This window comes from Tundrisphaera macrotermitis (genome assembly GCF_051175315.1).
GTDB lineage: Bacteria > Planctomycetota > Planctomycetia > Isosphaerales > Isosphaeraceae > Tundrisphaera.
The window spans coordinates 4,913,383-4,939,912 of record NZ_CP195100.1; the positions used below are offsets into that span (position 1 = coordinate 4,913,383).

29 protein-coding genes are annotated in these 26,530 nt (G+C 70.0%); 15 read left to right on the forward strand and 14 right to left on the reverse strand.

Annotated elements, in window-relative coordinates; translation table 11 throughout:
- The first annotated feature begins 28 nt into the window (after positions 1-28).
- The 6 genes from rfaE2 (at position 29) to TA3x_RS19875 (ending at position 4,439) form a co-directional block, all read left to right on the forward strand.
- Positions 29-1,594 carry a D-glycero-beta-D-manno-heptose 1-phosphate adenylyltransferase gene (gene rfaE2, locus TA3x_RS19850; protein ID WP_435016404.1) on the forward strand — a complete coding sequence of 522 codons (1,566 nt, stop codon included), beginning with the start codon at positions 29-31 and terminating at the stop codon, positions 1,592-1,594.
- 54 nt (positions 1,595-1,648) lie between these two features.
- Positions 1,649-2,440, forward strand: coding sequence for a hypothetical protein (locus TA3x_RS19855; protein WP_435016405.1), 792 nt, complete (start codon positions 1,649-1,651; stop codon positions 2,438-2,440).
- Positions 2,441-2,638: 198 nt separating this feature from the next.
- Positions 2,639-3,145, forward strand: coding sequence for a hypothetical protein (locus tag TA3x_RS19860; RefSeq protein ID WP_435016406.1), 507 nt, complete (start codon positions 2,639-2,641; stop codon positions 3,143-3,145).
- Entirely contained in the window at positions 3,142-3,480 is a 339-nt protein-coding gene (locus TA3x_RS19865) for a hypothetical protein (protein WP_435016407.1), read from the forward strand. The genes TA3x_RS19860 and TA3x_RS19865 overlap by 4 nt, the downstream gene beginning before the upstream one ends.
- Before the next feature lie 202 nt (positions 3,481-3,682).
- The gene (locus tag TA3x_RS19870; protein WP_435016408.1) at positions 3,683-3,973 is read left to right on the forward strand and encodes a ribbon-helix-helix domain-containing protein; all 291 of its coding nucleotides are present in this window, start codon (positions 3,683-3,685) and stop codon (positions 3,971-3,973) included.
- Between the two features lies 1 nt (position 3,974).
- Positions 3,975-4,439 (forward strand): type II toxin-antitoxin system VapC family toxin, encoded by a 465-nt coding sequence (locus tag TA3x_RS19875; protein WP_435016409.1) that lies wholly within the window; start codon positions 3,975-3,977, stop codon positions 4,437-4,439.
- 34 nt (positions 4,440-4,473) lie between these two features.
- On the opposite strand, the gene TA3x_RS19880 is transcribed toward TA3x_RS19875, so the two are convergent.
- The 3 genes from TA3x_RS19880 to TA3x_RS19890 all read right to left on the reverse strand — a co-directional run bounded on the left by TA3x_RS19880 (position 4,474) and on the right by TA3x_RS19890 (position 6,907).
- A complete protein-coding gene (locus TA3x_RS19880) occupies positions 4,474-5,190 on the reverse strand; it encodes a prolyl hydroxylase family protein (RefSeq protein WP_435016410.1) in 717 nt (238 codons plus the stop codon).
- Positions 5,191-5,532: 342 nt separating this feature from the next.
- Positions 5,533-5,952 carry a hypothetical protein gene (locus TA3x_RS19885; protein WP_435016411.1) on the reverse strand — a complete coding sequence of 140 codons (420 nt, stop codon included), beginning with the start codon at positions 5,950-5,952 and terminating at the stop codon, positions 5,533-5,535.
- Positions 5,936-6,907: a DUF1559 domain-containing protein gene (locus tag TA3x_RS19890; RefSeq protein WP_435016412.1), complete on the reverse strand. Its 972-nt coding sequence runs from the start codon at positions 6,905-6,907 to the stop codon at positions 5,936-5,938. The genes TA3x_RS19885 and TA3x_RS19890 overlap by 17 nt, the downstream gene beginning before the upstream one ends.
- A gap of 209 nt (positions 6,908-7,116) precedes the next feature.
- Between TA3x_RS19890 and tmk the strand changes: the two genes are divergently transcribed.
- The 3 genes from tmk to TA3x_RS19905 are packed head-to-tail and all read left to right on the forward strand — an operon-like array spanning position 7,117 to position 9,871.
- The gene (tmk, locus tag TA3x_RS19895; RefSeq protein ID WP_435016413.1) at positions 7,117-7,770 is read left to right on the forward strand and encodes a dTMP kinase; all 654 of its coding nucleotides are present in this window, start codon (positions 7,117-7,119) and stop codon (positions 7,768-7,770) included.
- On the forward strand, positions 7,742-8,776 hold the full coding sequence (gene holB, locus TA3x_RS19900) for a DNA polymerase III subunit delta' (RefSeq protein WP_435016414.1): 1,035 nt from the start codon (positions 7,742-7,744) through the stop codon (positions 8,774-8,776). Before tmk ends, holB begins: the two co-directional genes overlap by 29 nt.
- 39 nt (positions 8,777-8,815) lie before the next feature.
- Positions 8,816-9,871, forward strand: coding sequence for an HAF repeat-containing protein (locus TA3x_RS19905; protein ID WP_435016415.1), 1,056 nt, complete (start codon positions 8,816-8,818; stop codon positions 9,869-9,871).
- Between the two features lie 12 nt (positions 9,872-9,883).
- On the opposite strand, the gene TA3x_RS19910 is transcribed toward TA3x_RS19905, so the two are convergent.
- Positions 9,884-10,891: a hypothetical protein gene (locus TA3x_RS19910; protein WP_435016416.1), complete on the reverse strand. Its 1,008-nt coding sequence runs from the start codon at positions 10,889-10,891 to the stop codon at positions 9,884-9,886.
- A 256-nt stretch (positions 10,892-11,147) separates the two neighbouring features.
- Between TA3x_RS19910 and TA3x_RS19915 the strand changes: the two genes are divergently transcribed.
- A complete protein-coding gene (locus TA3x_RS19915; RefSeq protein ID WP_435016417.1) occupies positions 11,148-11,888 on the forward strand; it encodes a MerR family transcriptional regulator in 741 nt (246 codons plus the stop codon).
- Positions 11,889-11,949: 61 nt separating this feature from the next.
- Here TA3x_RS19915 and TA3x_RS19920 read toward each other — a convergent pair whose 3' ends face one another.
- Together TA3x_RS19920 and TA3x_RS19925 are read right to left on the reverse strand one after the other, a co-directional pair.
- Positions 11,950-12,303 (reverse strand): hypothetical protein, encoded by a 354-nt coding sequence (locus tag TA3x_RS19920; RefSeq protein ID WP_435016418.1) that lies wholly within the window; start codon positions 12,301-12,303, stop codon positions 11,950-11,952.
- A 335-nt stretch (positions 12,304-12,638) separates the two neighbouring features.
- Positions 12,639-13,787 carry an IS481 family transposase gene (locus TA3x_RS19925; protein ID WP_435016419.1) on the reverse strand — a complete coding sequence of 383 codons (1,149 nt, stop codon included), beginning with the start codon at positions 13,785-13,787 and terminating at the stop codon, positions 12,639-12,641.
- A 241-nt stretch (positions 13,788-14,028) separates the two neighbouring features.
- On the opposite strand from TA3x_RS19925, the gene TA3x_RS19930 reads away from it, so the two are divergent.
- Positions 14,029-15,621 carry a TlpA family protein disulfide reductase gene (locus tag TA3x_RS19930; protein ID WP_435016420.1) on the forward strand — a complete coding sequence of 531 codons (1,593 nt, stop codon included), beginning with the start codon at positions 14,029-14,031 and terminating at the stop codon, positions 15,619-15,621.
- 18 nt (positions 15,622-15,639) lie between these two features.
- Here TA3x_RS19930 and TA3x_RS19935 read toward each other — a convergent pair whose 3' ends face one another.
- From TA3x_RS19935 to TA3x_RS19960, 6 genes are all read right to left on the reverse strand, one after another.
- Positions 15,640-16,203: a hypothetical protein gene (locus tag TA3x_RS19935; protein ID WP_435016421.1), complete on the reverse strand. Its 564-nt coding sequence runs from the start codon at positions 16,201-16,203 to the stop codon at positions 15,640-15,642.
- 121 nt (positions 16,204-16,324) lie between these two features.
- Positions 16,325-16,720 carry a hypothetical protein gene (locus TA3x_RS19940; RefSeq protein WP_435016422.1) on the reverse strand — a complete coding sequence of 132 codons (396 nt, stop codon included), beginning with the start codon at positions 16,718-16,720 and terminating at the stop codon, positions 16,325-16,327.
- A gap of 94 nt (positions 16,721-16,814) precedes the next feature.
- A complete protein-coding gene (locus TA3x_RS19945) occupies positions 16,815-17,453 on the reverse strand; it encodes a DUF1559 domain-containing protein (protein ID WP_435016423.1) in 639 nt (212 codons plus the stop codon).
- 452 nt (positions 17,454-17,905) lie between these two features.
- Complete coding sequence (locus tag TA3x_RS19950) at positions 17,906-18,634, reverse strand: Imm52 family immunity protein (protein ID WP_435016424.1); 729 nt, start codon at positions 18,632-18,634, stop codon at positions 17,906-17,908.
- 173 nt (positions 18,635-18,807) lie between these two features.
- Positions 18,808-20,598 carry a hypothetical protein gene (locus tag TA3x_RS19955; RefSeq protein ID WP_435016425.1) on the reverse strand — a complete coding sequence of 597 codons (1,791 nt, stop codon included), beginning with the start codon at positions 20,596-20,598 and terminating at the stop codon, positions 18,808-18,810.
- Positions 20,599-20,628: 30 nt separating this feature from the next.
- Positions 20,629-21,294 carry a hypothetical protein gene (locus TA3x_RS19960; RefSeq protein ID WP_435016426.1) on the reverse strand — a complete coding sequence of 222 codons (666 nt, stop codon included), beginning with the start codon at positions 21,292-21,294 and terminating at the stop codon, positions 20,629-20,631.
- A 120-nt stretch (positions 21,295-21,414) separates the two neighbouring features.
- Between TA3x_RS19960 and TA3x_RS19965 the strand changes: the two genes are divergently transcribed.
- The 4 genes from TA3x_RS19965 to TA3x_RS19980 all read left to right on the forward strand — a co-directional run bounded on the left by TA3x_RS19965 (position 21,415) and on the right by TA3x_RS19980 (position 23,681).
- Positions 21,415-22,263 (forward strand): carbon-nitrogen hydrolase family protein, encoded by an 849-nt coding sequence (locus TA3x_RS19965; RefSeq protein ID WP_435016427.1) that lies wholly within the window; start codon positions 21,415-21,417, stop codon positions 22,261-22,263.
- Between the two features lie 50 nt (positions 22,264-22,313).
- Positions 22,314-22,820 (forward strand): DUF4279 domain-containing protein, encoded by a 507-nt coding sequence (locus tag TA3x_RS19970; RefSeq protein ID WP_435016428.1) that lies wholly within the window; start codon positions 22,314-22,316, stop codon positions 22,818-22,820.
- Positions 22,821-23,114: 294 nt separating this feature from the next.
- Entirely contained in the window at positions 23,115-23,264 is a 150-nt protein-coding gene (locus TA3x_RS19975; protein WP_435016429.1) for a hypothetical protein, read from the forward strand.
- A 108-nt stretch (positions 23,265-23,372) separates the two neighbouring features.
- The gene (locus TA3x_RS19980; RefSeq protein WP_435016430.1) at positions 23,373-23,681 is read left to right on the forward strand and encodes a hypothetical protein; all 309 of its coding nucleotides are present in this window, start codon (positions 23,373-23,375) and stop codon (positions 23,679-23,681) included.
- A gap of 217 nt (positions 23,682-23,898) precedes the next feature.
- On the opposite strand, the gene TA3x_RS19985 is transcribed toward TA3x_RS19980, so the two are convergent.
- On the reverse strand, positions 23,899-25,074 hold the full coding sequence (locus TA3x_RS19985) for a trans-sulfuration enzyme family protein (RefSeq protein ID WP_435016431.1): 1,176 nt from the start codon (positions 25,072-25,074) through the stop codon (positions 23,899-23,901).
- Positions 25,075-25,087: 13 nt separating this feature from the next.
- The gene (locus TA3x_RS19990) at positions 25,088-26,251 is read right to left on the reverse strand and encodes a PP2C family protein-serine/threonine phosphatase (RefSeq protein WP_435016432.1); all 1,164 of its coding nucleotides are present in this window, start codon (positions 26,249-26,251) and stop codon (positions 25,088-25,090) included.
- Positions 26,252-26,530: the final 279 nt, after the last annotated feature.

A 26,530-nucleotide genomic window follows, 5' to 3' on the forward strand; every position in this document is an offset into this window, starting at 1 on the left:
TCGGACGGTCAGGGAGGACCGACTCATCATGGCCTTCGACTTGATCCGGCGCGTCCGGACGCTCGGGAACCCTCGCCTGCTGGTCGTCGGCGACCTGATCCTCGACCGCTACATCTGGGGCGACGCCGAGAGGATCAGCCAGGAGGCGCCGGTCCCGCTGCTCCGGGCCGATACCCGGGAACACCGCCTGGGCGGCGCCGCCAGCGTGGCCACGATGCTCGCCGCCCTGGGGGCGAAGGTCCGCCTGGTGGGCGGCGTGGGCCGCGACCCCGAGGCCGGGCACGTCCGGGCCATCCTCGGCGACATGGACATCGACGCCGACCACCTCCTCGACCTGCCCGACCGCCCGACCACGCTCAAGGAGCGGTACATCGGCCGGGCCCAGGACCGCCACCCCCAGCAGATGATCCGGGTCGACTACGAGACCCGCGACCCCATCCCAACCGCCGTCGAGGACGACCTGATCGGCCGCCTGCCGGCGCTGGTGGCGGACTGCGACCTCGTGCTGATCTCCGACTACGACAAGGGGATCTGCACCCCCCGGGTGCTCCAGGCCCTGATCCGCGCCTGCCGCGACGCGGGCGTGCGGGCCGTGGCCGACCCGATCCGGGGCCGGGACTATACGCGGTATGCGGGCGTCCACTGCATGACCCCCAATCGGCTCGAAGCCCAGATGGCGACCGGGATGACGATCCAGACGCCCGAGGACGCCATCGCGGTCGGCCGGACGCTGGTGGAAAAGCTCGGGATGGAGTCCATCCTGGTGACGCTCGACCGCGACGGGATGGCCCTGGTCCGCGCCGACGGCCGGTCCGAGATCGTCCCGACCCGGCCGCGCCAGGTGTACGACATCACCGGGGCCGGGGACATGGTCCTGTCGATCGTCGGCCTCTGCCTGGCGGCCGGGGCGGACTACGACGAGGCCGCCGCGCTGGGCAACGTCGCGGGCGGGCTGGAGGTCGAGAAGATCGGCGTCGCCCTGCTGTCGCGCCAGGAGATCCTCTGCGACCTCGTCGAGCACCACCGGGGCGACGAGGCGGGCAAGGTCTTCGACCATGACACCCTGTTGGCCGAGGTCGGCCGCCGCCGCGAGGCCGGGCAGCGGATCGTCTTCACCAACGGCTGCTTCGACCTCCTCCACGTCGGCCACGCCCGCCTCCTGCGGCAGGCCGCCGCCCTGGGCGACTTCCTGGTGGTCGGCCTGAACGCCGACGCCAGCGTCCGCCGCCTCAAGGGGCCGTCCCGGCCGATCAACGACGAATCCTCCCGCGCCGAACTGCTGGCCGCCCTGGAATGCGTCGGCGCCGTCGCCCTGTTCGAGGACGACACCCCGCTGGCCCTGATCGAGGCGATCCGCCCGGACGTCCTGGTCAAGGGCGGGGATTACACGCCCGACGAGGTCGTGGGCCGCGCCGAGGTCGAGGCCGCCGGAGGCAAGCTCGTCCTGATCCCCCTGGTGGAAGGCCACTCGACCACGGGCATGGTCAAGCGGGCCTCCGAACGCACGGTCGCCCTCCACGCCGCCGAGCCGGGCGTCCCCGCCCCGGCCGCGCGGAATGCCGCCTCGCGCAACGTCATCCGCTATCCGGATTGAATCTCGTGAGGAAGGGGCCACCCGAAGGTTGGCCCCGGGGGCGAGGTGGACTCCATGGGCGTCGAATATAGACATTACCTGATCCCCGAGGACAACACCTTCCGACCCGGCCCGGAGGAGCTGTGCCGGCTGGTCGACGCCCTGATCGGAGGCGACTTCGTCGCCGTGCCCGGATCGGATCGCTTCGCGAGGATGTCGGCCAAGGCATACTCTTCTTACAACAAGGTGGCCCTGGAGACCGGGTGTTTCATCGATCTGGGAGACGACGGTCGGCCCCCGTTCGACGGCCGAGTCCCGTTCGCCTGCCCGCCCTCGGCACAAGACATCGCCGCCCTTGGCGATCGGGACTACCGACTCGTCTGGCCCGTGGAGAGCAGCAACGAGTCGGGCCTCGAATACCCGCTCACGCCCTTCCCCGAGTGGGGCGATGCATATTACGACCTGGAACTCCGCATGGCCGGCGATTACGTCTACCACTGCTCCGGGCTGATCGACCCGTTCGACGACGTGGCCTGCCGTTGCGGCCTGGGCCTTGACTACTCCGAAGACGATACAGACGCCGCCCTCGATCGACTCCTCGTGTTTCACGAAACCCGCATCCGTCGGCTCTGCCCGGGCTGCGGGACGCAGTTCCGGCCCCAGGACAGGACGGCCCGGGTCCGTGACGGGCGGAGTGGCGAGGTGGTCGATCGACCGGGAGGGGCGACCTACCGCTTCGCCATCGTCGTCGATTGCGGCAAGGGGTTCGCCAGGGAGGGATGGCCGATGCGGGCTTCACAAGCGTTCCTGAAGGCTCTAGAGGGGGCCCTGGGGCGGAGATTCTATCAGGTCGGGGACATCTATTAAGGTAAGGCCGATGCCGGTCATCTCCCATCGAAATGAGGGCCTTGGGTGGGCACCGCTCGCCGCTATCGGCGTCGGCGGTCGGTCCCGCCTCGGCGGGAATTCGGGCCGGAACGCGGAGCTTGAGCCCCCCCCTTCTCCCGGTTAAGATGCCCGACATGGCCATGCCATGATTCGACGGATCATGTGGGATTTCCCGGCATGCGAATCCCCAGGCTGAGCGTCCGCGCGATGATGCTCATCGTGGCCGTCGTCGCGGTCCTCAGCCTCGGCGCCCGGCAATACCTCGACCATCGCGAGCGGCTCCGGCTGTTCCGATCGAGCTCCAATTCGATCGGCGGATCCCTCGGCGTGCAGAGGGACCGCCGGGCGGAGTTGCGGGTCGGCGAACCGTTCCCCGTGACGATCGACTACAACGTGGGCCTGCGCCGGCGCAAGCCGCCGCCGGGCGTCCTGTTCCCGGTCTGGGGCGAGGCCTGGATCGAGGACGCGGCGACCGGCCAGGCCGTGGACGGCTTCTCGTTCGAGGTGACCCTGGCGACCGGGGGGATGGAGTCGGCCAAGGGCTCGCTGGCCTGGGACGCCGTGATTCCGAAGCCGGGCAAGTACAGCATCAAGCATTACCTCTGGTACAAGACCCCGCTCGGCGAGTGGCAGGGCATGAGCGGCGGTTCGCAATCGGGCCTCGATATCGCGGAGGGAAAATGAGGTTGCCCTACCGCCGGATCGGCAAGACGCTGATCATCATCATGATCCTCGCCCTGGGCCCCGCCGGCTATTGGCTCGGCTATCGGGATGGGCTCCGCGACCGGGGGACGCAGATGCGTGCCATCGTCCTGGTCCGCCGGAAGCCGGGGACCAACCAGCCCTCCGGCCAGAGCTACCTGTGGTACCACATCGGGAACCCCCTCGACGTGATGAGGATGCGGGCGAAGGAGGCGGAACTGAAGGAGGCGAAGGCCGAGTACTACGTCGCCAAGGGGAAGCTGGAATCGACGCTCACGATCGAGCCCGATCCGCGTCGGGCCACCGCGCATCCTTGAACCCGGCCGGTCCCGCCGGCGACCGGCCTGATCCCCCCGCCATCTCCTCGCGCCGGGCGTCCCAGGTCGCGGAGGATGAACGCCGCTCACCGTGTCATGTGATTTCGTGATCATTGATTCCGGGCGTAGCCTGCTGGTGCCCGAAGGGGCTTGGCGGGGAATCGCGGCCTCGACTAGGATGGTCTCCATGAGGAGCCGAATCATGACCATCCATCTTCCCGATGATCTGGAGCATTCGATCCGTTCTCTGGTGAAGGGAGGGCGTTACTCCTCGGTCGATGAGGCGATGACCGACGCGGCCCGGCTGCTCCTCGGCCAGGCTTCCTCGGCCGGTCACACGACGACTGAACGAGAGATCCTCCAGCACATGTTGGATTCCGGATTGTTGAGCCAGTTGCCCGATACCGAAGCCGATCACGATGATCACGACGACCAACCAATCGTGATCGATGGGGAACCGCTCTCCGAAACCGTCGTGCGCGAGCGGCGCTGAGGTGGCGGCCTACTTCCTGGATACCAGCGGGCTCGTCAAACGCCACGTCGACGAGGCCGGATCGACCTGGGTTCGTGCTTTGACACAACCCCGGGCCGGGAACACCATTTTCCTGGCACGCATCACGGCCGTCAAAGTCGTCTCGGCGATCACCCGGAGGCAGCGTGGGGGCAGCCTCTCGATCAGCCAGGCCTCGGCGATCCTGGGGCATTTTCGTCGGCACCTCGCCCAGCGTTATCACGTCCTGGAACTGACTTCGTCACTCCTGTCCGATGCCGGACTCCTGGCCAGGAAGCATGGACTGCGGGCCTACGATGCCGTCCAACTCGCCGCGATGCGGGAAGTCGCCGAACTTTATCGATCGGCGGGCCTCGGCCGCGTCATCCTGATCTCGGCGGATCGTGAACTCAACGTCGCGGCCGAAGACGAGGGATTGGCCGTGGACAACCCGAACAGTCATCATTGATCGGCGAGGCCTCGGGGGCTTCGGATTCGAGCCATCACGATGGCGGGAAGAGGTAGAAGACGTCGGACCGGAGGACGTATTTGCGGCCGGCCGAGAGTTCCCGGCCCTCGTGCCAGCGCTCGTGCGGGAAGAACAGGGCGTCGCCCGCGTGGGGGACGACGACCGCTTCTTCCCGGCGGCCTCCGGGCGACCGGGCGTCGGAGTAGAACACCGTCTCGCCCCCGGCGAACCCTTCGTTGAGGTAGAACAGGCAGGTGAGCCGGCTGCGCTCGGTCGGCGAGCGATGCACCACGCCGTCCCTGTGCGGCCGGAACCGCTGGCCGACGTCGTAGCGGTAGAAGCGGAAGTCCTCGTCCAGCCCGACGGCGGACCCGCCCTCCAATTCGGGCGGGACGAACGGGCGGCAGCGATCCCAGAGGGCGGCCGACAAGGTTGGGTCGGCGAACGCGACGCGGTCGTTGTCCCGGAGGTCCGTCCGCATCCGGGGGCCGGATGCGGTGCGCACCGAGGCTTTCCGGAAGCCGAGGCCCTCGCCCCGGTCGATCAGGTCGCGGCACTCCCCCGGCGTGAGGAGGCCGGAGACGGTGAACACGTTCTCGGCGAGCACCGACTTCATCGCGTGGACCTCGACTCCGGCGGCGGCGTCCGTCCCGCGATCCCCATCATAGTCCGGGGTGAGGTGCGCGGCGCCCCCCTTCCTGGCCCATCGTCTTCGAAACCGGGGGGAGGCCCGGCTTCCAGGGTCAGGCACGATCCCGGTTTGCGAAATGCGGGGTCGCGCTGTTTTGCCACCGATGGGGTACGACGACCGCCCGGCAGGCCACCGGGCTCGGGTCGTGCGAGTCGGCTGGGTGTGCCTTTTGATTTTGGCGTTCTGGCCCCCGGGTGGCTGTGGTTGGCTTGCCAACCACGGCACCGGTGAGACGATCGCGGGGTGATGGCCATCGCGGCACCGGGCCAGGTATCATCGACGCCGGCCATCGATCGCCGGGCGGGCTCGTCGGCGCCGTGGTTGGCAAGCCAACCACAGCCACCCAGGACCGCCGAACCGAGGGCCAAAATCAAAGGCACACCCAATCGGCTCCCCCGGCGGTCAGCCGCGTCCGGCTCGTTTCGGGAGGGCCTTCTTGATCTCCGGGAGGGTCCGCTTCTCGACCCGCTCCCGATCCTCGGCGGTCGGGCGCTGGCCGTCGCGCAGGGCGTAGGCGAGCCCCTGGGCCCGGTCCCAATCGCCGGCCCGCGCGGCCTCGATGATCGCGCGGAAGGCGCCCGCCTCCCCCTCGTTCAACTCGGAGGCGGCGGCGAGCCCGTCGATCTCCGCCGCCGCGCGGTCGATGATGCTGGGGTCGCGGGTGGAGGTCCCGGTCGCGAGCTTCTGGACCAGTTCGCGATGGCCCGGGGTCACCTGGGCCTGGCCGCAGCCCGAGAGCGGGGCGGCCAGGAGGATCAGGGTCAGGTGCCACCTCGGCCGGCGGGCCGGCCGATCCCGGCCCGGCTCAGTACTGGTCGCCACCGATCACCTCCCCCTTCCGGCAGGTCGCCAGGGCGGCCCAGGTGCGCTGGTTGATCGTCTCCTTGATGAACCGGACGCTGCCGTCGCCCAGCAGGATGTTCGCCCCGCCGGGATGCTCGGCGTACATCTGGCAGACGTGGCACATGCGAGAGTTGGGCGGGTGGATCACGTCCCCCTCGCCGGCCGCCGGGCCGCTGTGGGTCAGCACCAGCGTCGCGGCGTAGTCGCAGCCCGAGAAGGCGAACCGCGGCCTCGGGCAGACGACCGCCCCGGGGACCACCCCGACCCACGTCTTGTCGCTCAGGATCGGCGAGTGCTCGCCCATGAACAGGGTGTTGCTCAGGCCGTCGGTGACCGAGGCGACGGTCAGGAGCGAGTTGCGGTAGAACGGGCCGTCGGCGATCGCGTGGTGCTCCTCCACGCCGTAGCCCCAGGGTTCCTCGTTGCCGGCGTTGAGGACGTAGTGCGACCGGGCGAAGGTCGCCAGGACGGCCCCCGGCTGGTCCTTCACGTCGAAGGTCCGGCTCGGCTCGCTGACCGACGGGCACAGGAAGGCGGAGAGCGAGGTCCGGGCCCCGGTGGTGTTGGCCGGGGACCAGCACGGGACGCCGACATTCATCGCCTGGTAGACCGACGCCTGCTCCATGTAGCCCAGCAGGGCCGTGCCGTAGGCCCAGCCGGGGCCGGCATCCAGGGTGTTGGAGTCGGGCGTGCCGTGCACGCCGCCCCCGCCGCGCCGGGTCATGTAGCCGGGCGGGAAGCAGCCGTTGCCGCTCTCATAGTTGTGCATGGCCAGGCCGAGCTGCTTCAGGTTGTTGGTGCACTGCGAGCGCCGGGCGGCCTCGCGAGCCGACTGCACGGCCGGCAGCAGGAGCGCGATCAGCACGGCGATGATGGCGATCACCACGAGAAGCTCGATCAGGGTGAATCCGCGCGGTCGATGGTTTTGAGTCACGGGAGGAAGGATCCTGTTCGGGGGAAAATCGACATTTCACAGAAGCTAATGCGCGGATTGGATTTCGTCAACAATAATTTTGGTCGACCAAAATCGCTTGTTTGGGCGCCGCCCATCCCGGTCCGGCTGGTCCTGGCCGTGGCTAGGGGGTACGATCCGTGTTCGGGCGCGGCGCGGGCGGTAATCCGGACGGGCGAAGGGTGGCGAACTTGGCGGACGATGCATCCCGGGCGACGGGCCGATTCGTGGTGCTGGAAGGCCCCGATGGCGGCGGCAAGACGACGCAGGTGGCGCGGCTGGTCGCCTGGCTGGGCTCGGCCGGCCGGGAGGTCGTGGCCTGCCGCGACCCGGGCGGGACGGCGCTGGGGGATCGGCTGCGGACCCTGGTCAAGGACCAGGCGGAGGTGGCCATCGGCATGAGGGCCGAGATGCTCCTGTTCATGGCCAGCCGCGCCCAGATGGTCGACGACGTGATCCGCCCGGCCCTGGCGCGGGGGGCGGTGGTGGTGGGCGACCGCTACCTGCTGTCCAATGTGGTGTATCAGGGATATGCCGGCGGGCTGGACGTGGCCGAGCTGTGGGCCGTGGGCCGCGCCGCGACCGGGGGATTGATGCCCGACCTGACGCTGGTCCTGGACGTGCCGACCGGCGTGGCCCGGGAGCGGATCGGCGGGTCGGGGCGGGACCGGATCGAGGGGCGGGGCGAGGACTATCGGGAGCGGGTCCGGCGGGGGTATCGAGACGCCCTGGCATCGTATCCCGGTACGGCTGTGGTTGTGGACGGGTCGGCCGACGTCGAGGCGGTCGCGGATCGCGTGCGGAGCGAGGTGGAACGTGCCCTGGCATTCCCTCCGAGGTCATGATCGGGTCGTCCGGGAACTCCGCGCCGGGCTGGAGCAGGGGCGGCTGCCCCACGCCCTCCTGTTCGTCGGCCCGGAGGGGATCGGCAAACGGGCGTTCGCCCTGCGGCTCGCCCAGGCGTTGCTCTGCGAGCGCGTCCCCGAGGCGAAGCTCGACCCCTGCGGCGCCTGCCCGAGCTGCCTCCAGGTGATGGCCGGGTCGCACCCGGACGTCCACCAGGTCCGCAAGCCCGACGACAAGAACAAGCTGTCCATCGAGGTGATCCGCGACCTCAACGTCGAGCTGGGGCTGAAGCCCTCGCGCGGGTCGCGGAAGGTGGCGATCGTGGACGACGCCGACGACCTCAACGTCGAGGCGGCCAACGCCTTCCTCAAGACCCTGGAGGAGCCGGCCCCCGGCTCGGTCCTGATCCTGGTCGGCACCTCGGCGGAGATCCAGCTCGATACGCTGGTCTCCCGGTGCCGGGTGGTCCGGTTCGACCCCCTCCCCGACGCGGAGCTGGCCGCCGTCCTGCTGGAGCAGCGAGTCGTCGACACCCCGGAGGACGCCGCCCGGCTGGCCCGGCTGGGGGAGGGGAGCGTGGCCCGAGCCCGGGGGCTGGCCGAGCCGGCGTTGGCTTCGTTCCGCCGCGAACTGATCCACGCGATGGCCTCCCCCCGGGGGTTCGACCCTTCCCTGCTCGCCCGGAAGGTCGACGCCTTCGTCAAGGAGGCCGGCAAGGACGGGGCGGCCAAGCGCGACCGGGCCCGGCTGGTGATCGGCGAGATGGCCCGGATCTTCCGGGGGCTGATCTGGCGGTCCGCCGGCCTGGAGGCCCCGTCGCCCGACCCCGCCGACCGCGAGGCGGTGGGCCACCTGGCCGACCGGGTCGGACCCGACGCCGCCCTGACGCTGTCCGACCGCTGCGTGGAGGCGGATTACCAGGTCGGGCGCAACGTCTCGATGCCGATCCTGCTCGAAGCCCTGATGCACGACGTCGGCCACCTGACCAACCCCCGCCCGCGTTGAACCCCACCCCGCCCGAAACCGCATCCCCCGAGGTCCCCCATGGCGCGCCCCTTCTGGATCTTCACCCTGCTGGCCTCGGCGGCGATCGCGGCCGATGAGCCCCGGAAATACGAGGTCGTCACGCCCAAGCCGACCGGGATCGTCGGCATCGACATCAACGAGAAGGGGGACGTGCTCGGCTACGAGTGGGTCGAGGAGAAGGAGCTTCCCGGCGTGATCAGCCAGGTCCCGTTCCTGGCGAAGGGGGGCAAGGCCGACGCGATGGCCCGGCTCCCGCTCCTGCCGACCTACACCTTCACCTTCCCGGCGGCGCTCAGCGACACCGGGCTGGTGGTGGGCCATGTCGGCAAGCCGCCGGGCCGCCCCGGGACCAGGGTCCTCATGCGGACCCAGGCGTTCGCCTGGGACGAGGCGGGGGGGATCCGCGGCCTCGGGGTCCTGCCCGACGACTGGGCGTCGATCGCCTCGGGCGTGACCCGCGACGGCCGGTGCATCAGCGGCTATTCGGTCGGCGAGAACCGGGTCCGCGCCTGCATCTGGGAACGCGACGGGGACGGGTGGAAGGGGACCGCTCTGCCGCATGCCGAACAACTCCGCTCCAACGTGGTGCCGATCAGCCCCGACGGCCGGTACATCGCCGCCGTCGAAAACCTGACCCCGTGCCTGTGGACCCGGGGTGCGGACGGGGCGTGGACGCGCGAGGCGATCGGCGGGTCCAACTCGATCTTCCCCCGGGCCGTCGACGACGCCGGCCGGGTGGTCGGGCTGAAGCATGGCGACAACGACGGCCACAACCTCCCGGTCCTCTGGACCCGCGAGGGCGGCTGCAAAACGTTGGAGCTGCCGGAAGGCTATGTGGGCGGCGAGGCCGTGGCCATCAACGCCCGGGGCGAGGCGGTCGGGTTCGTGGACGGCCCCCACGGCGGGGAGATCGGCCCCAATGGGTTCGTTTACGCCGACGGCAAGCTCCGGATCATCACCGAGGGGGGGCCGACCTTCAGCTCGGCCACCGGGATCAACGACCGGGGCCAGATCGTCGGCGTGGTCGAGCAGGACGAGGAAGCCCCCCCGCCGGCCCGGCCCGCCACCCCCTGACCCGGCCCGGGATCAGCCGGGCCCCCCGATGGCCGGCCCTCCGCCCCGGGCCTGGGGGCCCTTCGGCTTCGTTGGGTTCGTTCGGCGCGGGCCCGGGGACCGGGGCGCCTCGGCGGCCGGGGTCGCCGGGGAGGTGGCCCTGGCCCGGGGCGGGGCGGGGGGCGATTCCGGCTCCGGTTTAGGTTCCGGTCCCGGCCCGGCCGCGGCCACGGCGGCGGCCCGCTCCTCGACCTTGTGGAATTCGCGGAGGGCGCGGAACAGCCCGCGCTCGGCGGCGGCCTCGTGGCGCCGCGCCATCTGGGCCTCATCCGACGGGTCGAACAGGGCGCGGTCGGCCGCCTCGGCGCGGTCGATGGCTTCGTTTTCGCCGTCGATCCGCACGCGAAGATCGCGCAGGGCCGCGACCTCGGCGTCGATCAGCGCGGCCAGTTTTTCGAAGGCCCACGCCTTGCGCTTCTTGCAGTTCAGCCCGGCCCCCTGGTCGGCGGTCAGGCCCGAGAAGTCGCCCTGGATGGCCCGGAGGATCGGGTGGAACGGGGTCGGCGGATAGATGCCGGGGTGGCGGCCCAGGAGGCTGTCGAGACGCTGGTCGTCGTGGTGGTTCCAGGCGAGCTTGCCGGGCCGGTCCAGGCGGCCCCGGAGGACGTGCCACGCCTCGATCAGCCCGTCGATCCCCTCGGGGATCTCCTTCATCCGGGCGACCGCGCGGTCGGGGTCGGTGTCCAGGAGGGCGGCGAGGACGTTGACCTCGACGCGGCGGGCCTCGTCGCGTTGCTTCTGGGCGTCGCGGACCCGCCGGGCGGTCATGGCCGCCTCGTGCCGGCCGCAGCGGTCGAGACGGGCCGAGAGCGTGGCGACCCGCCGGATCAGGATCCGCCCCAGGAGGCCGGACGGCTTCATCTCCCGCCCCAGGCCGGCGGCCAGGGCGTCGACCTCGGACAGGTCGGCGTCCATCCCGGGCCGGGGTGATCGCGACTCGGCGAGCGCGTTCGCGGCGAGGCGTTCGGGGGTGCAGATCATGGCGCGGTTTCCTCGGGGGCGTCGAACGGGGGGCAGGGCGCCCGACAACGGGGCCGTCGCCCGATATATTCAGGATTTTTTGCCATCGATATCTCACTTTCTTTCAACCGGGGCGGAATTTCCGCCGGCCGGCCGCGCGGGGCCCTCCGAAATTCGTCGAAATCCCCCCGGTTCGCCCTTGATCCTCACGCAACGTGAGGATGTACCATTCCGTCGCCGCCCCGATCCCGGGGTGCGATTTGGCGGGGAGGTTGCCATGCGATTCCAGGCCTTGAAGGTGGGCGAGCTGGCCAGGCGGACCGGCCTGACTATCCGCACGCTCCACCACTACGACGAGATCGGGCTGCTGAGGCCCTCGCTGCACACCGAGTCGGGGCACCGCCTTTACGCGGCGCCGGACATCGCCCGGCTGCAGCAGGTGGTCTCGCTGCGGCAACTCGGCTTCTCCCTGGAGGAGATCCGCGATTGCCTCGACCGGCCCAGCTTCTCGCCGCTGGAGGTGATCGCCCGGCACCGGGCCCGGCTCCGGGAACAGGTGGAGTTGCAGCGGCGGTTGTGCGAGCGGCTCGACGCGATCGCCGACCGGCTGCGCGCGGCGGGGGAGGTCTCCGCCGACGAATTCCTCAGGACGATCGAGGTGATGACCATGTTGGAAGAGCAGTTCCAGGAGGCGGCCCGGCGGGTCGGCCCCGAGGAGATGCGGGCCGTCGAGGAGGGCTGGACCGCCCTGCTCGCCGAGGTCCGGGCCGGCCGCGACCGCCTCGACCCGGCGGGCGACGAGGCGCAGGACCTCGCCCGGCGCTGGGACGCATTGACCGAGCGCACCATGCGCGGCTACCGGGATTTCCCGGAGCTGAAGGGGGCCATCGCGGAGAACTACAAGCAGGGCCGCCACGAGGGGGACGACCGCGCCCCGCAGGCCGCCGACTTCGCCTTCATCGAGCGGGCGAAGGCGGCCCGGCCGGCGTCGGGCGGCGGGGAAACCCCGTGCGGCTAGACATCGGCCGACGGCCGGGGGCGGGGCATGCCCTCCCCCCGGCCCGGACGCCCGGGATCCGTCAGGCGTACGCCTCGGCCCAATCGGCGGCCCGGGCCGGCTTGGCCGGGGCCCGGCGGCGGAGCCTCAGGACGCCGAAGGCGGAGCCCAGGCCGGCCATCACGGTCCAGGCCACCAGGATCGGCACGAACACCTCGTCGACCTCGTCCAGCACGGCGAGCGGCCCGAACACCAGCGCGGCCCAGAGGGCCAGCAGGCCCAGGATCCGCGTCGACTTCACCGCCAGGGGGAACGCCCCCTGGATGGCCCGGGGCAGCGCGACCAGGGGGAACCAGACCGCCCCCCGGATCCCCGCCCTCAGCGCCTCCTCGATCGCGTCGAGCGTGCTCCGCCCGTCGGCGTCCGGCTGTCCCATTGCGATGGCTCCAATTCGACTCCGGGATCCCGCCCCCTTCGCTGTTCGTCGCCCGCGTCCCGTTATTGGGCCACGCCGGCGAAACACGCGGACTGCCCTTGGATTTTGGCCTTTGGTTCGGCGGTCCTGGGTGGCTGTGGTTGGCTTGCCAACCACGGCGCCGGCGCCATGATCGCGAGGCGATGACCATCGCGGCACCGGGCGGAGAATCATCCACGCCGGCCGACGATCGCCGGGGCGGGCTCGCCGGCGCCGTGGTTGGCAAGCTGTACGGTGCAGGGACATGGGTGGCGCCGGGCGCAGGGACATGGGTGGCGCGCCCGGCCGATCGAAGTTTACACCATCGTCCATGCCGTCACGCCGGGCTTCAACTGCTCCGCGGCGATGACCCGGGCCCGGTGGGTCCCGTAGTACACCTCCACCTGGTGCCCCTGGTCGTCCACCCTCACCCGCTCGCCGGACAGCCCCACCCCCACCTTGATCCGGGCGCGACGCCAGCGGGTCGACCCGTCCTGGCCCACCACCCGCACCTCGGCGTCGGCCGGGTAGGTGATCTCGGGCACCGCGTCGGGCCGGCGACGCGGGCTGGGCGCCCAGCGGGTCGCCGGCGGCTCATCCCCCAGCGCCTCGTGCGGCCGGACCGAGTTGTACACCGGCCGCCACGCCTCCAGGTCGGCCCGGAAGTGCTCCGACTCATCGCGCCTGACCTTGGGCCAGACCTCGCGTTCCAGGGTGCCGTGGAACCGCTCGACCTTGCCCTGGGTCTGCGGGTGGTAGGCCCGCCCGTGCAGCGGCCGGATCCCCAGGCGGATCAGCCAGGCGTCGAAGCCCGACAGCCCCACCCCGGTGTTGCGGGCCGAGAAGGCGTTGTCGCAGAGGATCGCCTCGGGCATCCCGACCTCCCCGTACAACCCCCACAGGACCGCCTGGGTGGTGGCATAAGTCATGTCGGCGCAGGGCCTCAGGGCGAGCAGGTAGCGGCTGTGGTCGTCGATGATCGAGAGCGTGACGACCCGGCAACGCCCGACCTCCAGCGGCCCCTTGAAGTCGAGCTGCCAGAGCTGGTTGGGCCCGGGCCTCTCGAACCGCTGGGGGGCCGGGGTGGGCGGCGGGGCGGCGGCGGGCGCGGCGACGCGGCCGTGGCGGCGAAGGATCGCGGCGATGGTGCGGATCGGCGGGGCCTGGTGCCCCTGGGCCTTGAGATGGGCGTGGAGCTTGCGGGGCCCCCATCCGTGGCGATCGCGGGCCTCCAGGACGATCAGCTCCCGGTCGTCGGCGGTGCGGGAGGGGCTTCTGGCCGGGCGTCGAGAGCGGTCGGCCAGGGGGCGATCGGGCTCGGCGTCGTGGCGGGCCAGCCACTTGAAGGCGGTCTTGCGGCTGACGCCGTAGCGTCGGGCGGCCTCGGCGACGGAGAGGCCGGCGGTGCGGACGGCATGGACCAAGGCGATGCGCTGCTCGGTCACGGGATCGACTTTCCAGGGCATCTCGGGCCTCCTTTCGAGGCCCGATTCTCCCCTCCAGGCGCCACCCATGTCCCTGCACTCACCGTAACCCATGTCCCTGCATTGAACAGCAAGCCAACCACAGCCACCCGGAGGCCAGAATGCCAAAATCAAAAGGCTCACCCAAACACACGTATTGCGTTCGGACGACACTTGTCCCAGGCGGCCGGGGCGGCTAGGATGAGCCGATTATCCGACACCTGTCCCATATTTCCGGTGCGCCATGCTCCCACATGCCCGAGGGCTCGGCCTCGTCCTCCTGATGGCCGCCTTCGCCGGGGCGGAGACCCCCGATGCCGCGGTCTTGGTGCGCAAAGCCCGCGCCGACGAGGCGTGGATCGACCGGGTCGACAGCTTCCAACTCAAGGCCGAGGTCGTCTGGGAACGGACCCCACGCGGGATCGCCCGGCAACGCAAGGAGATGCAGGCCCAGTTCCCCGGGGCGAACCTCGACGGGGAGTTCAATCTGCAGCCCCGGGGCGTCCAGCAGGTGGAACTGGCCTTCGACCGCCGCCGTGTGATGATCCGGGATGTCTGGCCCTGGGGCGTCGATGATCTGCGGGTCTGGGACGGCCGGAGGTACGTCGGCCGGGAATCCCCGAAGGATGCCGCCAGGCGGGACAGCATCATGATCGCGCGGGAACCGGAGCATCGCCTGAATCAGGTGATGGCCGACCTGTCCAGCTTCCGGGCCCGGCCTCACGGGTTCTGGTGGCTGCCGGCCGCGGACCGCGAGCAGCTCGCCGCGATGACGACCCGGCCGGAGGAGTTCGCCTACGCCGGCCGCGACCGCTTCGAAGGCACCGAGTGCGACGTCGTCTGCCGGTGGGGGAGTTGGGAACGCTATTACATCGCCGACGGCCGGCTCCGCGGGCTGAAAGTCGGCGCCCAGGCCCGGCCCATCTTTGATGCGAAACTCCTGGAATTCCACCGCCGCGAAGGGATCCCCCTCTTCGCCCGGTCGGCCGAGGAGGCCCGGGCGATCAACCTCCGGCTCTCGGCGAAGATGCTGGAGCTGACCGAACCCTCCCACGAGTTCGGGCTGGCCGACTACCGGGAGATCACCCCCGGCTGCTGGCTGCCGATGACCCAGACCTGCACGCTCCGGTTCATCGACGACGACGGCACCAACGCCGTGGACCTGACCAAGACGGTCCGGGTCACCGAGGCCCGCGTCGGGGAACCCTTGCCCGATGCGCTCTTCGAGGTCGAGATCAAGCCGGGGGCGCAGGTCCACGACCAGACCGGAAACCCGCCCCTGTCCTATCGCCACAAGGCCGCATTCTCGCCCGAGGAGTGGGCCGCGATCGTCGCCGAGGGGAAGGCCCGCGCCAAACGCGACGAGGCCCGCGAGCGGAAGCAGGCCGCGCTCGTCGGCCAGCCGATCCCCGACTTCCCGGCTGGGGCGACCTGGACCGACGGCCCTCCGCTCGACCGGGACGACCTGAAGGGGAAGGTCGTCCTGCTCGACTTCTGGGCCGAGTGGTGCGGCCCCTGCCGCACCGACCTGCCGACGCTGGCCGGGGTCCACGAGAAACGGGCCGAGAATGGCATCACGGTGATCGGCGTCCACCCCCCCGGCAGCGACCCGGACGCGATCGCGAAGGTGCGGCAGGACTTCCACCTGGCCTATCCCACCGTCGTCGATGTCGTGCCCCCGGATGGGGCGACCTCGTGGGGGGCGTTCTACGAGAAGCTGGGCGTGAACCGCATCCCCCACGCCGTGCTGGTCGGTCGCGAGGGGAAGATCCTCGCGACCGGGGAGTTGAACGACGTGCTGGGACAGGCCCTGGAGATCGGCCGGGAGGGCCGGTGACGCCTCCCGACCCAAGATTCAGCGGCCGTCGTCCTTGAGCCGGTATTCGACGTAGGGCGGGCTGGTGTCGAGGTCCAGGTGGATCGCCTCGTGGAGCCGGCCGACGAGGACGCGGATCTCGACGGCCCGCTCGTGCAGGGCATCGGCGCGGCGGCGGACGTCGGGGTTGGTCCGCCCGTCCATCCGGTCTTCCAGGTGCTCGGACAGGCGGTACAGCTCGCGGGCCGCCCGTTCCATCTGGCGGGCGTGGCCCCGGATGTCCTGGTTGTACTCGCGGGCCTCGGCCATCTCGATGGCGAAGTTGCGGAGCTGGTAGCGGAGGTCCACGAGCTTGTTGTATTCCGGGGCCCTCCGGAAGAACTCCAGCTCCTGCCGATAGGCCCACATCTCATCGCGGAGCCGGTTCATGAGCTGGGCGACCCGCCGATCGACCAGGATCGGCGGCGGCGGCCGGAACGCCCCGGGCTGTCCCGGCGGGACGAACCGGGGACCTCGATTGTCCTGCGGCGGCTGGGCCCGGGCGTGATCGGGCGTGAGCAAGGCGGCCGCGGCCATCACGGCCGCCAGGGGGACCCATCGCATGCGTCGTCCTCCGGAACCAGGGCGGAACCCGCCCCGCGCGGCGTGCGGGCCATCTCCCGCGCCCGGCGGGGCGTTACCCTTCACCACGGGCAAACCCCGCGCCAGGATCGACCCGAGAGGTTCAACCCGCCTCGGACGGGCGGGCCAGGGCCGTCCGGCCCATGACGGCGGCGGCCAGCCAGGTCGCGACGCCCATCATCGCGCCGAAGGCCACGCAGACGACCGTCGCCCCGGCGTAGGCCGCGGGCCACGAGCCCGGCAGCCCCGCCCGGACCGGCCCCAGGATGAAGAATGGCAGGCAGATCGCCGCGTGCAGGAATCCGCCCACCGCCCCGCCGCGAATGCCCCGGCCCCCGCCTCGGCGATCCCAGAGGATGCCCACGAGTGGGGGCACGACCATCAGTGCCGGCGCGAAGTGGCCGGGGGCAGCCCGGGCGACGATGGCCAGTCCCAATGCGCACGCCCCGATGGCGGCCATCAGAACGACCAGGGTGAGTCGGGGGCGGGTCGGACGCATGGCCGGATCCTTGGGGGACGCCCGTCAATGCTGGTGATGCTACCAGCATACCAAGATCTTCATCCCTTCGCCTGGTGGGGGGCGCCCCTGGCGGCTATCCGTTGCCGCGACCGATCAGCGCAAGGATCGTCTCGGGTGCCACATTCCGGCCCACGAACCGGGGCCAGCCGTCCGTGTAAGCGGCATAGAACCCGTCCTCGAACGAACCCCCGAACTTCGGCAACGGTTTCCCCTCGTCGTAGGGCAGGTCCTCCGGCTTGGCCCAGGGGACCGGATCGGCCGCCTCGACGACCAGGAAGGTCGGGTTGGCCACTCGGACACGTCCCAGGATCTCGGGGCCATCCTCCCCGTCGAACAGGGCCCCCGGGCCGACGATCGCCTGGTAATGGGTCGCGTGCGGAATCCCGTCCGTCCGCGTGGCCGACGCGTAGACGCGCGGCATCTCCTCCAGCAACGGCCGGTTGTGCGGGCTGTCCCAGGCTTCGTCGAGGTGGAACTTCCGGTAGAGCGAATGCTGCTCGACGAAAGGCAGGATCGCGACCCGCCAGCTCAGGAGCGGCCTGCCGTCCTTGCGGATCGCGGGCGCGGGGAGCTGCCCGCCGTTCGCCTTGGCGAAGTTGTGCAAGGCCAGGGCGATGAACTTCAGGTTGTTGGCGGCCCTGGCACGGGGATCGGGATGGCCGAGGTAGTCCTCGCATTTCCAGGGGACTGGCTGCGATGCGGGCTGATTCACCGCTCACCTCCGGAGGTTGGATGATCGTGGCCTGGGGAATCCCTCCGCGACGCCGCCCGTCAGACTCCCGGATCGATGCCGGTGCATATGCGGTCGGAGAAGGCTCGAACAGGCCACGGAGAGGGATTCCCCATCATGAATCCGACTATTGTCGGAGATTGCCAGCTTCGTCGAGCCGAAGGCCCTCGTCAATGGGGGGAGATCCGTTCGCACGTCGCATCGACCCGAGAGATCAGGCTCGATCGCGGGCGACCTCGCCCGAGCATCGATAGGAAGCACAATTTCTCACGTTTGAGAGCGTGCGATTCATCGCCCCGTCATCCCCCCGGCAAGACGACCCGGGTCGGGTTCCGCCACACGCGGGCGATCGGTTGGGCCTGGGGGTCGGGGGGATCGGTGCCGAAGAACATCGACGGGCGTGCCATCCAGGAGTCTTCCAGATCCCCGAGAAGTTATCGGTTCGACCTCTCTACACCGCCTCCATTAAGCTTGGAGGCGATGAGCTTGGCTCGTCTCAGGTGGTTACCGTTGGCGGTAGAGAACCGCTGCCTGGTGGCGACGATCAGTTGACCGGCCTCCCCGATCGGGATGACCTCGATCGCACGGTCGAATTCCGGGAGCACCAGCCTTCGGTTGGCCACATATGTCATCCAACCCACGTCGATCTCTTGGTCTGGGTTGCCGAGTTCATCGTCGAGCCTCCCGGACCAGACCTGACCGACCTCCGGATCCCAGCACGCGATGATGAGCCGACAGTGGCCGATTAGCGATTCGGCACGGCACAACCTCTTCCCAGCGGACCCGGTGGCTGGCAAGGGCATGGTGATCGAGTTGAGAACATAGTGCGAATAGCCGCCACAATTGATCCGAAGGGTGAGATCCCAAAGACCTCCGGTCGCCAGGTTCACGGTGAAACCGAGTGGGGCAATCGGCTTGAATGGCGCGACCTCCTCCCTCTGGATCTCCCGACGGCACAACTCCTCAATCGCTCCGGTCTCAAGGAGGAGCGGAGCGCTTTTGGATTGATCCGACCCTCGGCCACTCCGCGGATACCAATGGGAATAAACCGTATCAAATGCCGTCAACTGCTCCAGGTAGAGGAGGAGGCGAGCCGCGACCTCCTCGACTCCCTCCCGACGTGGTCCCCAGAAGAACCGCAGCAGGAACGTCTCTTGCATCATCGGTTCTTCTTGTGCATTTCCATGAATCAATTTGATGTGAATATCTGTGATTCTGATTGGCCTAAGCATGTTCGTGCTTGGGCGGCCGTGGCTGGCTGCGGGCCATCCGGCCGGAGAGCCTGCCGCGAGCGATCATGCGCCGGAGTTTGCGGGTTGGCACGTAGCCGCGATGATCATCCCCCCGGCAAGACGACCCGGGTCGGGTTCCGCCACACGCGGGCGATCGGCTGGGCCTGGGGGGCGGGGGGCTCGGTGGCGAAGGTGGGCGGGGCGCCGTCGCGGCCGGGGGTGGCGTAGAGGGGGACGGTGGTCGCGGGGGCGTCCTTGAGGTCGGCGGGCAGGGCGTGGATCTCCAGCGCGCCGAGTTTGACGGGGATCGTGCCGGGGGCGGGGCGGTCGCGGGCGAAGAAGGCGATGGGGTGGCCGGGGGTGCGGAGGGCGTAGTCCTGGCCCTGGCGGTAGACCGGGACCGGGAGGTTGAGCCGGTCGTCGCCGAGGTCGAGCCGGTACATGATCTGGTTGTAGTCGTAGCGCGGGGTGGGGTCGGTGTTGCCCGAGAACGAGGCGGTGTAGGTGCCCTCGAAATAGATCGTGCGGCCGTTATCTTTGGCGAACTCGGGGTGCTGGCGGGGGTTGTAGAACGAGTACTTGTCGTGGGTCACGACCTTGCGGGCGTACACCCAGGGGCCGAGCGGGGCGTCGGCCTCGGCGTACCAGATTTCGCCGAGGTTCGACGAGGTGCCGCCGATCTCGCAGGCGATCATGACCCAGCGATTGCGGAACGGGTTGGGGAAGGCCGAGCCCCGGTGGGCGACGACCGTCCGGCCGGTGTCGGCGTCGCGGAGCGGGTGGAGGGCCTGCTCGCGGTCGATCCGCCCGGCGCGGATCCAGCCGTCCTCGTCCGGTCCGTCCAGGGTCGGGGCGCCCTGGCGCCACGCGTAGCGCGGGGCGCCGGTTTCGTCGCGGTCGATCTTCGGCTGGGCGGTGGTCGAGCCGGGGAGGAGGCAGGTGAACGCCTCGTAGCGGGCGAGATCGAGGTAGGCCTCGGCCGTGGCCGGGACGCGGACCAGGGGGTAGGGATCGGCGAAGTAGACGTAGTCGACCCCGCCCTCGCTGTGGCGGGACGGGTGGCCGAACGGGCGGATCGGGGCGTCCAGCGGGATCGGGGCGGCCTTGGCGAACCGCTCCGTCCTGGGGTCGAACTCGATCAGCCCACGCTCATAAGTCTCCATCGGCGGCTTGATCTTGGCGTAGGCCGCGAACAGGCGCTCCCGGCCGGTGGCGTCGGGCACGACCGTCACGCCGTCGATCCAGGTCGGGCCGGGGCCGGGCATCTTGGCCGACGCGGCGGCGAAGCCGTCGGGGCCGGTGCTGTAGTCGAGGTCGACGCCGAGGTCGGGGTCGAGCCCGCCGTCGGCCGGGAATTTCGACGAGGCGGTCGGGGTGTCGAACAGCCCGAGCGGATATTTGGGCCGGTTGGTATCCCCCCAGAACCAGCGGATCTTGCCGCCGAACAGGGCGATCTGGACGCTGTCCGAGCCGAACACCTGGGCGTTCAGGGCGGGCTGGCGGATCGGCACCGGCCGGCCCAGCAGGAGGCTGTCGCGATAGATCCCGCCCCCGGTCACGCGGTAGCGCCGTTCCGCGATGTTGACCCGGCGGACCTCGATCCGCGCGACGCCCCCGGGCTTGACGTTCAGGGCCTTGCCCGCCTGGCCGAACCCGTCCTTGGGGAAGTCGTAGCCGTGCCCCTTGACGTGGAAGAAGACGGGCTGATCCATCAGGCCCGGTTCGTCGAACGCCGCCAGGCCGTGGCTGTCGGTGACCAGCCGGATGTCGTTGACCGTCCGCAACTCGATCAGGGGCACGCCCCGTTTGGTCTGGGCGTCGACGACCTCGATGGCGAACGGCGTGGGGCGGTCGGCGGCGATCAGCGCCAGGGCGAGCAGGGCGGGCCAGGTCATGGTGGGGGTCCCGGGGAGGGGATGGGTCGATCAGGGGCCGGTGACGATCGTGAGCCGGGGGCGATTTTCCGGCTGGCGGGCCCCGACGCCGAAGAAGGTGGCGGCGACGTGGGCGTCCTCGGGGGCGATCACGATCCGGATCGTCCCCCCGGCGCGGAGCCGGTCGTCCAGCGCCTTGCGGGCGGCGTCGTCCAGCGCGATCGGGTACGGGTCGGCGTCGCCGGTGCCCCCCTTGGCGTAGTCGGCCAGGCCCAGCGGGATCAGGCCGGGGATCTGGTCCCCCAGGCCGCCCGGGGCCTTCGGGTCGAACCGGAGCGGCTTGCCCGCGTCGTCGAGCTTGCCCCCGGACTCGCCGGCCAGGAAGAGGCGGATCCGGCCGTCGCGGCTGAACCGGGCCACGCTCTGGGTCAGGGTGAGCGTCGCCTTCCGGACCTTCTCGTCGGCCGAGGCGAGCTTGGGGGCGGGGAAGTCGAGGATCGCGAACCCGGCGAACTTGGGGTCGGAGCCGGCCTTCGGCCCCTGGACGTTGGCGTAGGTCTTTCCCGCCTCGCCGGGGCGGGGCCCGGCCGGCTGGACCAGGAGGCTGTCGGCGGCCACGGCCTCCAGGTCGGCCGCGACGGCGACGCCGGCCCCCATCGCCAGGGCGAGCCAGGCGGCCAGGACGATCGGGGTGCGGGTTCGCTCGGGTTGCGTCATGGCTCGGGGCTTCCTAGACTCGGTCGTGGCGGCTCGGGCCGATCGGAGACGCCGATTGTACAGCCGCCCCGAGGCCGGGGAAACCGCCCCAGCGCCGGGCCCTCCAGGGAACCCCCGCCGATGTCCGAATCGCCCACCTACCGGGTCGCCGTCGCCCAGATCGACCCCAAGATCGGCGAGGTCGCCGCCAACCTCGTCCTCATCCTCGACGGGGTCGACGAGGCCGCCGCCGGGGGCGCCCACCTCGTGATCTTCCCCGAGTGCGCCCTGTCCGGCTACGGCTTCACCAGCAAGGAGGAAGCCCTCCCGTTCGCCGAATCGATCCCCGGCCCCGCCACCGACGCCGTGGCCAAGGCCTGCGCCCGGCTCGGCCTGTTCGCGATCTTCGGCCTGCTGGAGCGGGACGGCGACCGCCTGTTCAACGCCTGCGTGCTGATCGGCCCCGACGGGCTGGTCGGCTCGTACCGCAAGATCCACCTCCCGTTCATGGGCGTGGATCGGTTCGCCACCCCCGGCGACCGCCCCTTCGAGGTGCTCGACGCCGGCGGGCTGCGGGTCGGGATGCACATCTGCTACGACGGCGGGTTCCCCGAGCCGGGCCGGGTCCTGACCCTGCTGGGGGCGGACCTGCTGGTCCTGCCGACCAACTGGCCGGTTCGCACCGAGGCGATCGCCGAGCACCTCATGATCTGCCGGGCGATGGAGAACGTGATCTTCGCCCTGGCGGCCAACCGCGTCGGCGAGGAGCGCGGGTTCCCGTTCCTCGGCCGCTCGTCGATCGCCGGCCCCAACGGCGAACTCCTGGCCCGCGCCGACGACCAGCCCGGGATCATCTACGCCGACATCGACCCCGCCCGCGCCCGCCAGAAACGCCAGGTCCGCGTCCCTGGCCAGCACGAGATCGACCGCATCGCCGACCGCCGCCCCGAGTTCTACGCCTCGCTGATCGAGCCGAAAGGCCGGGTGTAGTCCGGTCGGGTGGGCATCGCCCACCGCATCGTCACCGATGGATCGGGCCGGTGGGCGATGCACCCTTGCAGGACTCAAACCCAAAGGCGGGCGAGGTCCAGGAGGATCAATCAATGTCAACATCGATGAGCTCGGACCGAGTCATCAGTATTTCATTGAAATTAACCAGCCTCTCGCTTTCGCCCGAGGAGATTATCGATATTTATCCGATCGCATATACGAAGAAATGGACGAAAGGGGATGCGATTGGTAGATCATCACTTCACCGCAAGCACAACGGAGTGTCCCTCGAGCTCCCGTGCGAAGCTGGATGGGAGCTCGAGCCAGTCATCTTGAAATTGCTCGACATGCTCGACCCTGCCAAGATTCTATCAGGGAACTTGATGTCAAATGGCATGATCGAATGCGAATTGTCATGCACGATTGTTTTTTCCTCCAGTCCGCCAAGTTGTTATCTCAATCCGTCGACTCTCAGGAGGATCGCAGATCTGGGATTCTCCTTGGACATCGATCTCATCTATGCACCGGTCGAAGAACAAGATCATCTAGTCCCGTAGGGTGGGCATCGCCGCCGCGTCGTCACCGATGGATCAACGCCCTGGGCGTGCCCACCCTACGGAACTCGCCTCGGCCTGGACCTGCTCCCTGGCGTAGCGGCCGGCGACCGACCAGGCGCGATCGCTGGGGATGCTCGGGCGGGCCGGCGATCCGGGGAAGTGAACCGAACCGCACGAAACAGAACCGAAGATTTTATGCGATGACCGCGATGTCACGTCGCTGGATCGCAACGTAAAAGGTGGCAAGGATGCGACGTTGCTTACCTGCATGCATTACGAAGGAGCATCGGATCCATGTCGATCACCCCCCGGCCGTCCCGCCCGACCAGCCCGTCTCCCACCGCCCTGGTCACGATCCTGGCCTGCCGCCGCGCCCTGCTGCGGGGCGAGTTGCTCCGCAACATCGCCGCGGCGTCGCGACCCTCTTCCCCCTGCTCACGCTGAGGCCAGGCCGATCGCCTCGGTTCGATATCATCGTCCATCCCCGTTCGCGATGGGGAGCGTCACCATCGCGGGATCTGACGGATCTTCCCCGAACTCCGGGACCAACTCATGCCCCAGACGACGTTGAGACCATACACCAGGCCGCATCCGCTGCGGGATTTCGTCTCGAGGGCGATGGCCGAGCGGGACAGTTATCTCATCGACGCCAGTACCCTCGCCCTCCAATTGTCCGGCGCCCTGATTTGTGGCGAGGGGGGAGCGAAGAAGAATGCGGCCTACCGCGTCGTGGCCGAAGATATCCTGGATCTCATGCGTGCCCAGGGCGTGCTGACGGAGGTCGTTCTCGGTTGGTATCAGCCGGCGACCGGCGACTCGGATCAGGTCCGATCCATTCCCGAGTACGCATCTTACCGTTGAATCGGCGGTCGCGCCGGGGAGAGGGCGGTCATTTGTCGGTGCAGGGCGAGTCATAGGTGAAGCCGCCGGCCCACGCCTCGTCCATCTGGCCGTCCAGTCCGGTAGGGTGGGCATCGCCCACCGCATCGCGACCGATGGATTGAGCCGGTGGGCGGTGCCCACCCAACCCGCCTACCGGACTCATGGCCGCTTTCCCTGATTGAGTGCCTTCTTCGAGTCAGGCGGTCAAGGCCCGGTCCAGGTCGCGCCAGAGGTCGTCGACGTCTTCGAGGCCGACGGAGAGGCGGATGAGGCCGGGGGTGATCCCTTGCCGGGCCCACTGGTCGGGGGTCTGGGAGCGGTGGCTGGTGGTGGTCGGGTGGCTGAGGGTGGTGGAGACGTCGCCCAGGCTGGGGGCGTAGGGGATGTGGGCGAGGGCGCGGATGAAACGGTCGGCGCGGTCGCGGGAGCCGACGTCGAACGAGATCATCGCGCCGAAGCCGCCGGGGAGCATCCACGAGGCGAGGTTGTGGTCGGGGTGGGACGCCAGGCCGGGGTAGTGGACCCGCTCGACGGCGGGGTGGGCTTCGAGCCGATGGGCGAGGTCGGCGGCGGTGGTGCTGGACCGGGCGACCCGGACGGCCAGGGTCGACAGACCCCGCAGGGCCATCCAGCTATCGAACGGGTTGCCGGTGAGGCCGAAGGTCGAGGCCAGGTGGGCGATCCGCGCGAGCCGGTCGCGGGGGCCGACCAGGAGGCCGAGCGTCACGTCGCTGTGGCCCCCGATCGCCTTGGTGGCCGAGTGGATGACGTAATCGGCACCCAACTCCAGCGGGCGGCAGAGCAGGGGGGCGAAGGTGTGGTCGACCGCCAGCGGGACGCCGCGTTCCCGCGCGATCCGGGCCAAACCGGCGATGTCGGCCAGGCGGAGCAGGGGGTTGGACAGGGTCTCGGTGAAGACCAGCCGGGTCTGCGGCGTGAGGGCCCCGGCCAAACTCTCAGGCCGCGTGGCGTCGAACAGGTCGTGGCCGATGCCGAACCGGGACAGCTCCCCGCCCACCAGGGTCATGGTCCGGCCATAGAGCCCTTCGGACAGGGCCACGCGGTCCCCCTGGCCGAGCAGGGCGAGCATCAGGGCCGCCTCGGCGGCCATGCCCGACCCGCACACCAGGGCCGCCTCGCCCCCTTCCAGCTTCGCCACCTTGTCGGCCAACTGCGCGGCGTTGGGGTGGCCGTCGCGGGCGTAGATGAAGCCGGATTCGCGGCCCTCGTATAACGCGTCCACCCGGCCGGGGTCGCCCACGTCGAAGACCGACCCCAGGACCAGGGGAGGGGCGAGCGGGGGGCTGGACAACTCGGCGGGCGCGGGTGGGCGGGCGCAGATCGACGCGGGATCGGACTCGGGCTCGGTCATCGCGGCTCCCCGGTCAGCCCCCGTTGGACGCGCCCATCTTGCGGTGGATCCGCCCGGCCGTGCCGAGCATCTCGATCGACTCGCCGAGGTCGCGGAGCGCCAGGCGGAGCCGGCCGGCCTCGCGGGCGGCGCCGGCCTGCCGTCGGCGGGCGGCCAGCACCGGCCACTCGACCGGCCAGGTCTGCTCGATGGCGACCGCCTGGATCTTGCGGACGAGCTCGGCGAGGCTGTCGACCAGCTCCTCGGAGATCGGGCACTCGCAGGAGCGGTAGCGGTGTTCTTCCTCGGCCGGGGCCTCGGGCCCCTTCTTCTTGCCGATCAGGCCGGACAGGTTCTTGATCCACCCGTTCTTCTTGGCCGCGTCGGGCCGGGGGCCGTCGGCCATGGCGGGGGCGTCGGCGGCGGAGTCGGGGTCGACCCAGGGGCCGATCCGGGCCAGGACCACGGTGATGTTGTCCAGGCCGCCCCGGAGGTTGGCCAGGTGGATCATGTACCGGCAGGCGTCCTTGGGGTGGAAGTTGCCGGCGAAGGCGCCCATCTCGTGGTCTTCGAGCGGGCCGGACAGGCCGTCGGAGCAGAGCAGGAAGACGTCGCCCTGCTCGACCGGCCAGGGCCCCTCGATGTCGACCTCGATGTTGGGGTCGGGGCCGAGGCTGCGGGTGATCACGTTCCGGGGGACGGCCTTGCTCGCCTTGTCGGCGGGCAGGAGCCCGCGCTTGACCAGTTCCCAGGCCAGGCTGTGGTCGAAGGAAAGCTGGTCGATCCGCCCCTGGCGGACGCGGTAGACCCGCGAGTCGCCGATGTGGGCGATCATGGCGCCGGCCGGCAGGAGGATCAGGGTGGAGGCGGTGGTGCCCATCCCCTGGAAATCCTTGTTGGCCGTCGCCTTGCCGTGGATCAGGACGCCGACTTCCTTGTAGGCCTTGACGATCGCCTCGGCCGGGGGGCCGACGCGGGCCTTGATGTAGTTGTGCGGGATGTTGTCGCAGGCCAGCTTGCTGGCCAGTTCGCCGACGGCGTGGGCGCCCATGCCATCGGCGACCATGAAGACGTGCCCACGCTGCTTCCAGGTCTCCGCCTTCGAGGCGTGGACGATCGTGTGGCTATCCTGGTTGTTCGAGCGCCGCATGCCGGTGTCGGTCGCGGCGGCGTCGACGATGATGTCGTCCCAGTTCACGACCGGACCTTGGTTCGGGCCATCTCGGTATCCACGCCATCGCCGCCCGGGGCTCCCGGCATCGGGCGACGCCGACGATGCGCGTCGCCACGGCCCGGAGCCATCTGATCCCACCGGAGAGCGGACATTGTATCCCAACCGGGCGGGGTGAGGAAGGATTTCCCGGCGGGGCCGCCCCGCGCATCGATCATCGATCGGGGTGCGCGGGCCGGTAGGCACGGGACATTACTTGGGTTAATGTGGGGTTGTGACGAACCCGGCCCGAATTTCCTCGCGTGG

Bases quoted from the DNA above. Each gene is read 5' to 3' on its own strand.
- rfaE2 (WP_435016404.1), top strand. From the start codon at position 29: ATGGCCTTCGACTTGATCCGGCGCGTCCGGACGCTCGGGAACCCTCGC.
- TA3x_RS19855 (WP_435016405.1), top strand. From the start codon at position 1,649: ATGGGCGTCGAATATAGACATTACCTGATCCCCGAGGACAACACCTTC.
- TA3x_RS19860 (WP_435016406.1), top strand. From the start codon at position 2,639: ATGCGAATCCCCAGGCTGAGCGTCCGCGCGATGATGCTCATCGTGGCC.
- TA3x_RS19865 (WP_435016407.1), top strand. From the start codon at position 3,142: ATGAGGTTGCCCTACCGCCGGATCGGCAAGACGCTGATCATCATCATG.
- TA3x_RS19870 (WP_435016408.1), top strand. From the start codon at position 3,683: ATGACCATCCATCTTCCCGATGATCTGGAGCATTCGATCCGTTCTCTG.
- TA3x_RS19905 (WP_435016415.1), top strand. From the start codon at position 8,816: ATGGCGCGCCCCTTCTGGATCTTCACCCTGCTGGCCTCGGCGGCGATC.
- TA3x_RS19910 (WP_435016416.1), bottom strand. From the start codon at position 10,891: ATGATCTGCACCCCCGAACGCCTCGCCGCGAACGCGCTCGCCGAGTCG.
- TA3x_RS19915 (WP_435016417.1), top strand. From the start codon at position 11,148: ATGCGATTCCAGGCCTTGAAGGTGGGCGAGCTGGCCAGGCGGACCGGC.
- TA3x_RS19920 (WP_435016418.1), bottom strand. From the start codon at position 12,303: ATGGGACAGCCGGACGCCGACGGGCGGAGCACGCTCGACGCGATCGAG.
- TA3x_RS19925 (WP_435016419.1), bottom strand. From the start codon at position 13,787: ATGCCCTGGAAAGTCGATCCCGTGACCGAGCAGCGCATCGCCTTGGTC.
- TA3x_RS19930 (WP_435016420.1), top strand. From the start codon at position 14,029: ATGCTCCCACATGCCCGAGGGCTCGGCCTCGTCCTCCTGATGGCCGCC.
- TA3x_RS19935 (WP_435016421.1), bottom strand. From the start codon at position 16,203: ATGCGATGGGTCCCCCTGGCGGCCGTGATGGCCGCGGCCGCCTTGCTC.
- TA3x_RS19940 (WP_435016422.1), bottom strand. From the start codon at position 16,720: ATGCGTCCGACCCGCCCCCGACTCACCCTGGTCGTTCTGATGGCCGCC.
- TA3x_RS19950 (WP_435016424.1), bottom strand. From the start codon at position 18,634: ATGATGCAAGAGACGTTCCTGCTGCGGTTCTTCTGGGGACCACGTCGG.
- TA3x_RS19955 (WP_435016425.1), bottom strand. From the start codon at position 20,598: ATGACCTGGCCCGCCCTGCTCGCCCTGGCGCTGATCGCCGCCGACCGC.
- TA3x_RS19960 (WP_435016426.1), bottom strand. From the start codon at position 21,294: ATGACGCAACCCGAGCGAACCCGCACCCCGATCGTCCTGGCCGCCTGG.
- TA3x_RS19965 (WP_435016427.1), top strand. From the start codon at position 21,415: ATGTCCGAATCGCCCACCTACCGGGTCGCCGTCGCCCAGATCGACCCC.
- TA3x_RS19975 (WP_435016429.1), top strand. From the start codon at position 23,115: ATGTCGATCACCCCCCGGCCGTCCCGCCCGACCAGCCCGTCTCCCACC.
- TA3x_RS19980 (WP_435016430.1), top strand. From the start codon at position 23,373: ATGCCCCAGACGACGTTGAGACCATACACCAGGCCGCATCCGCTGCGG.
- TA3x_RS19985 (WP_435016431.1), bottom strand. From the start codon at position 25,074: ATGACCGAGCCCGAGTCCGATCCCGCGTCGATCTGCGCCCGCCCACCC.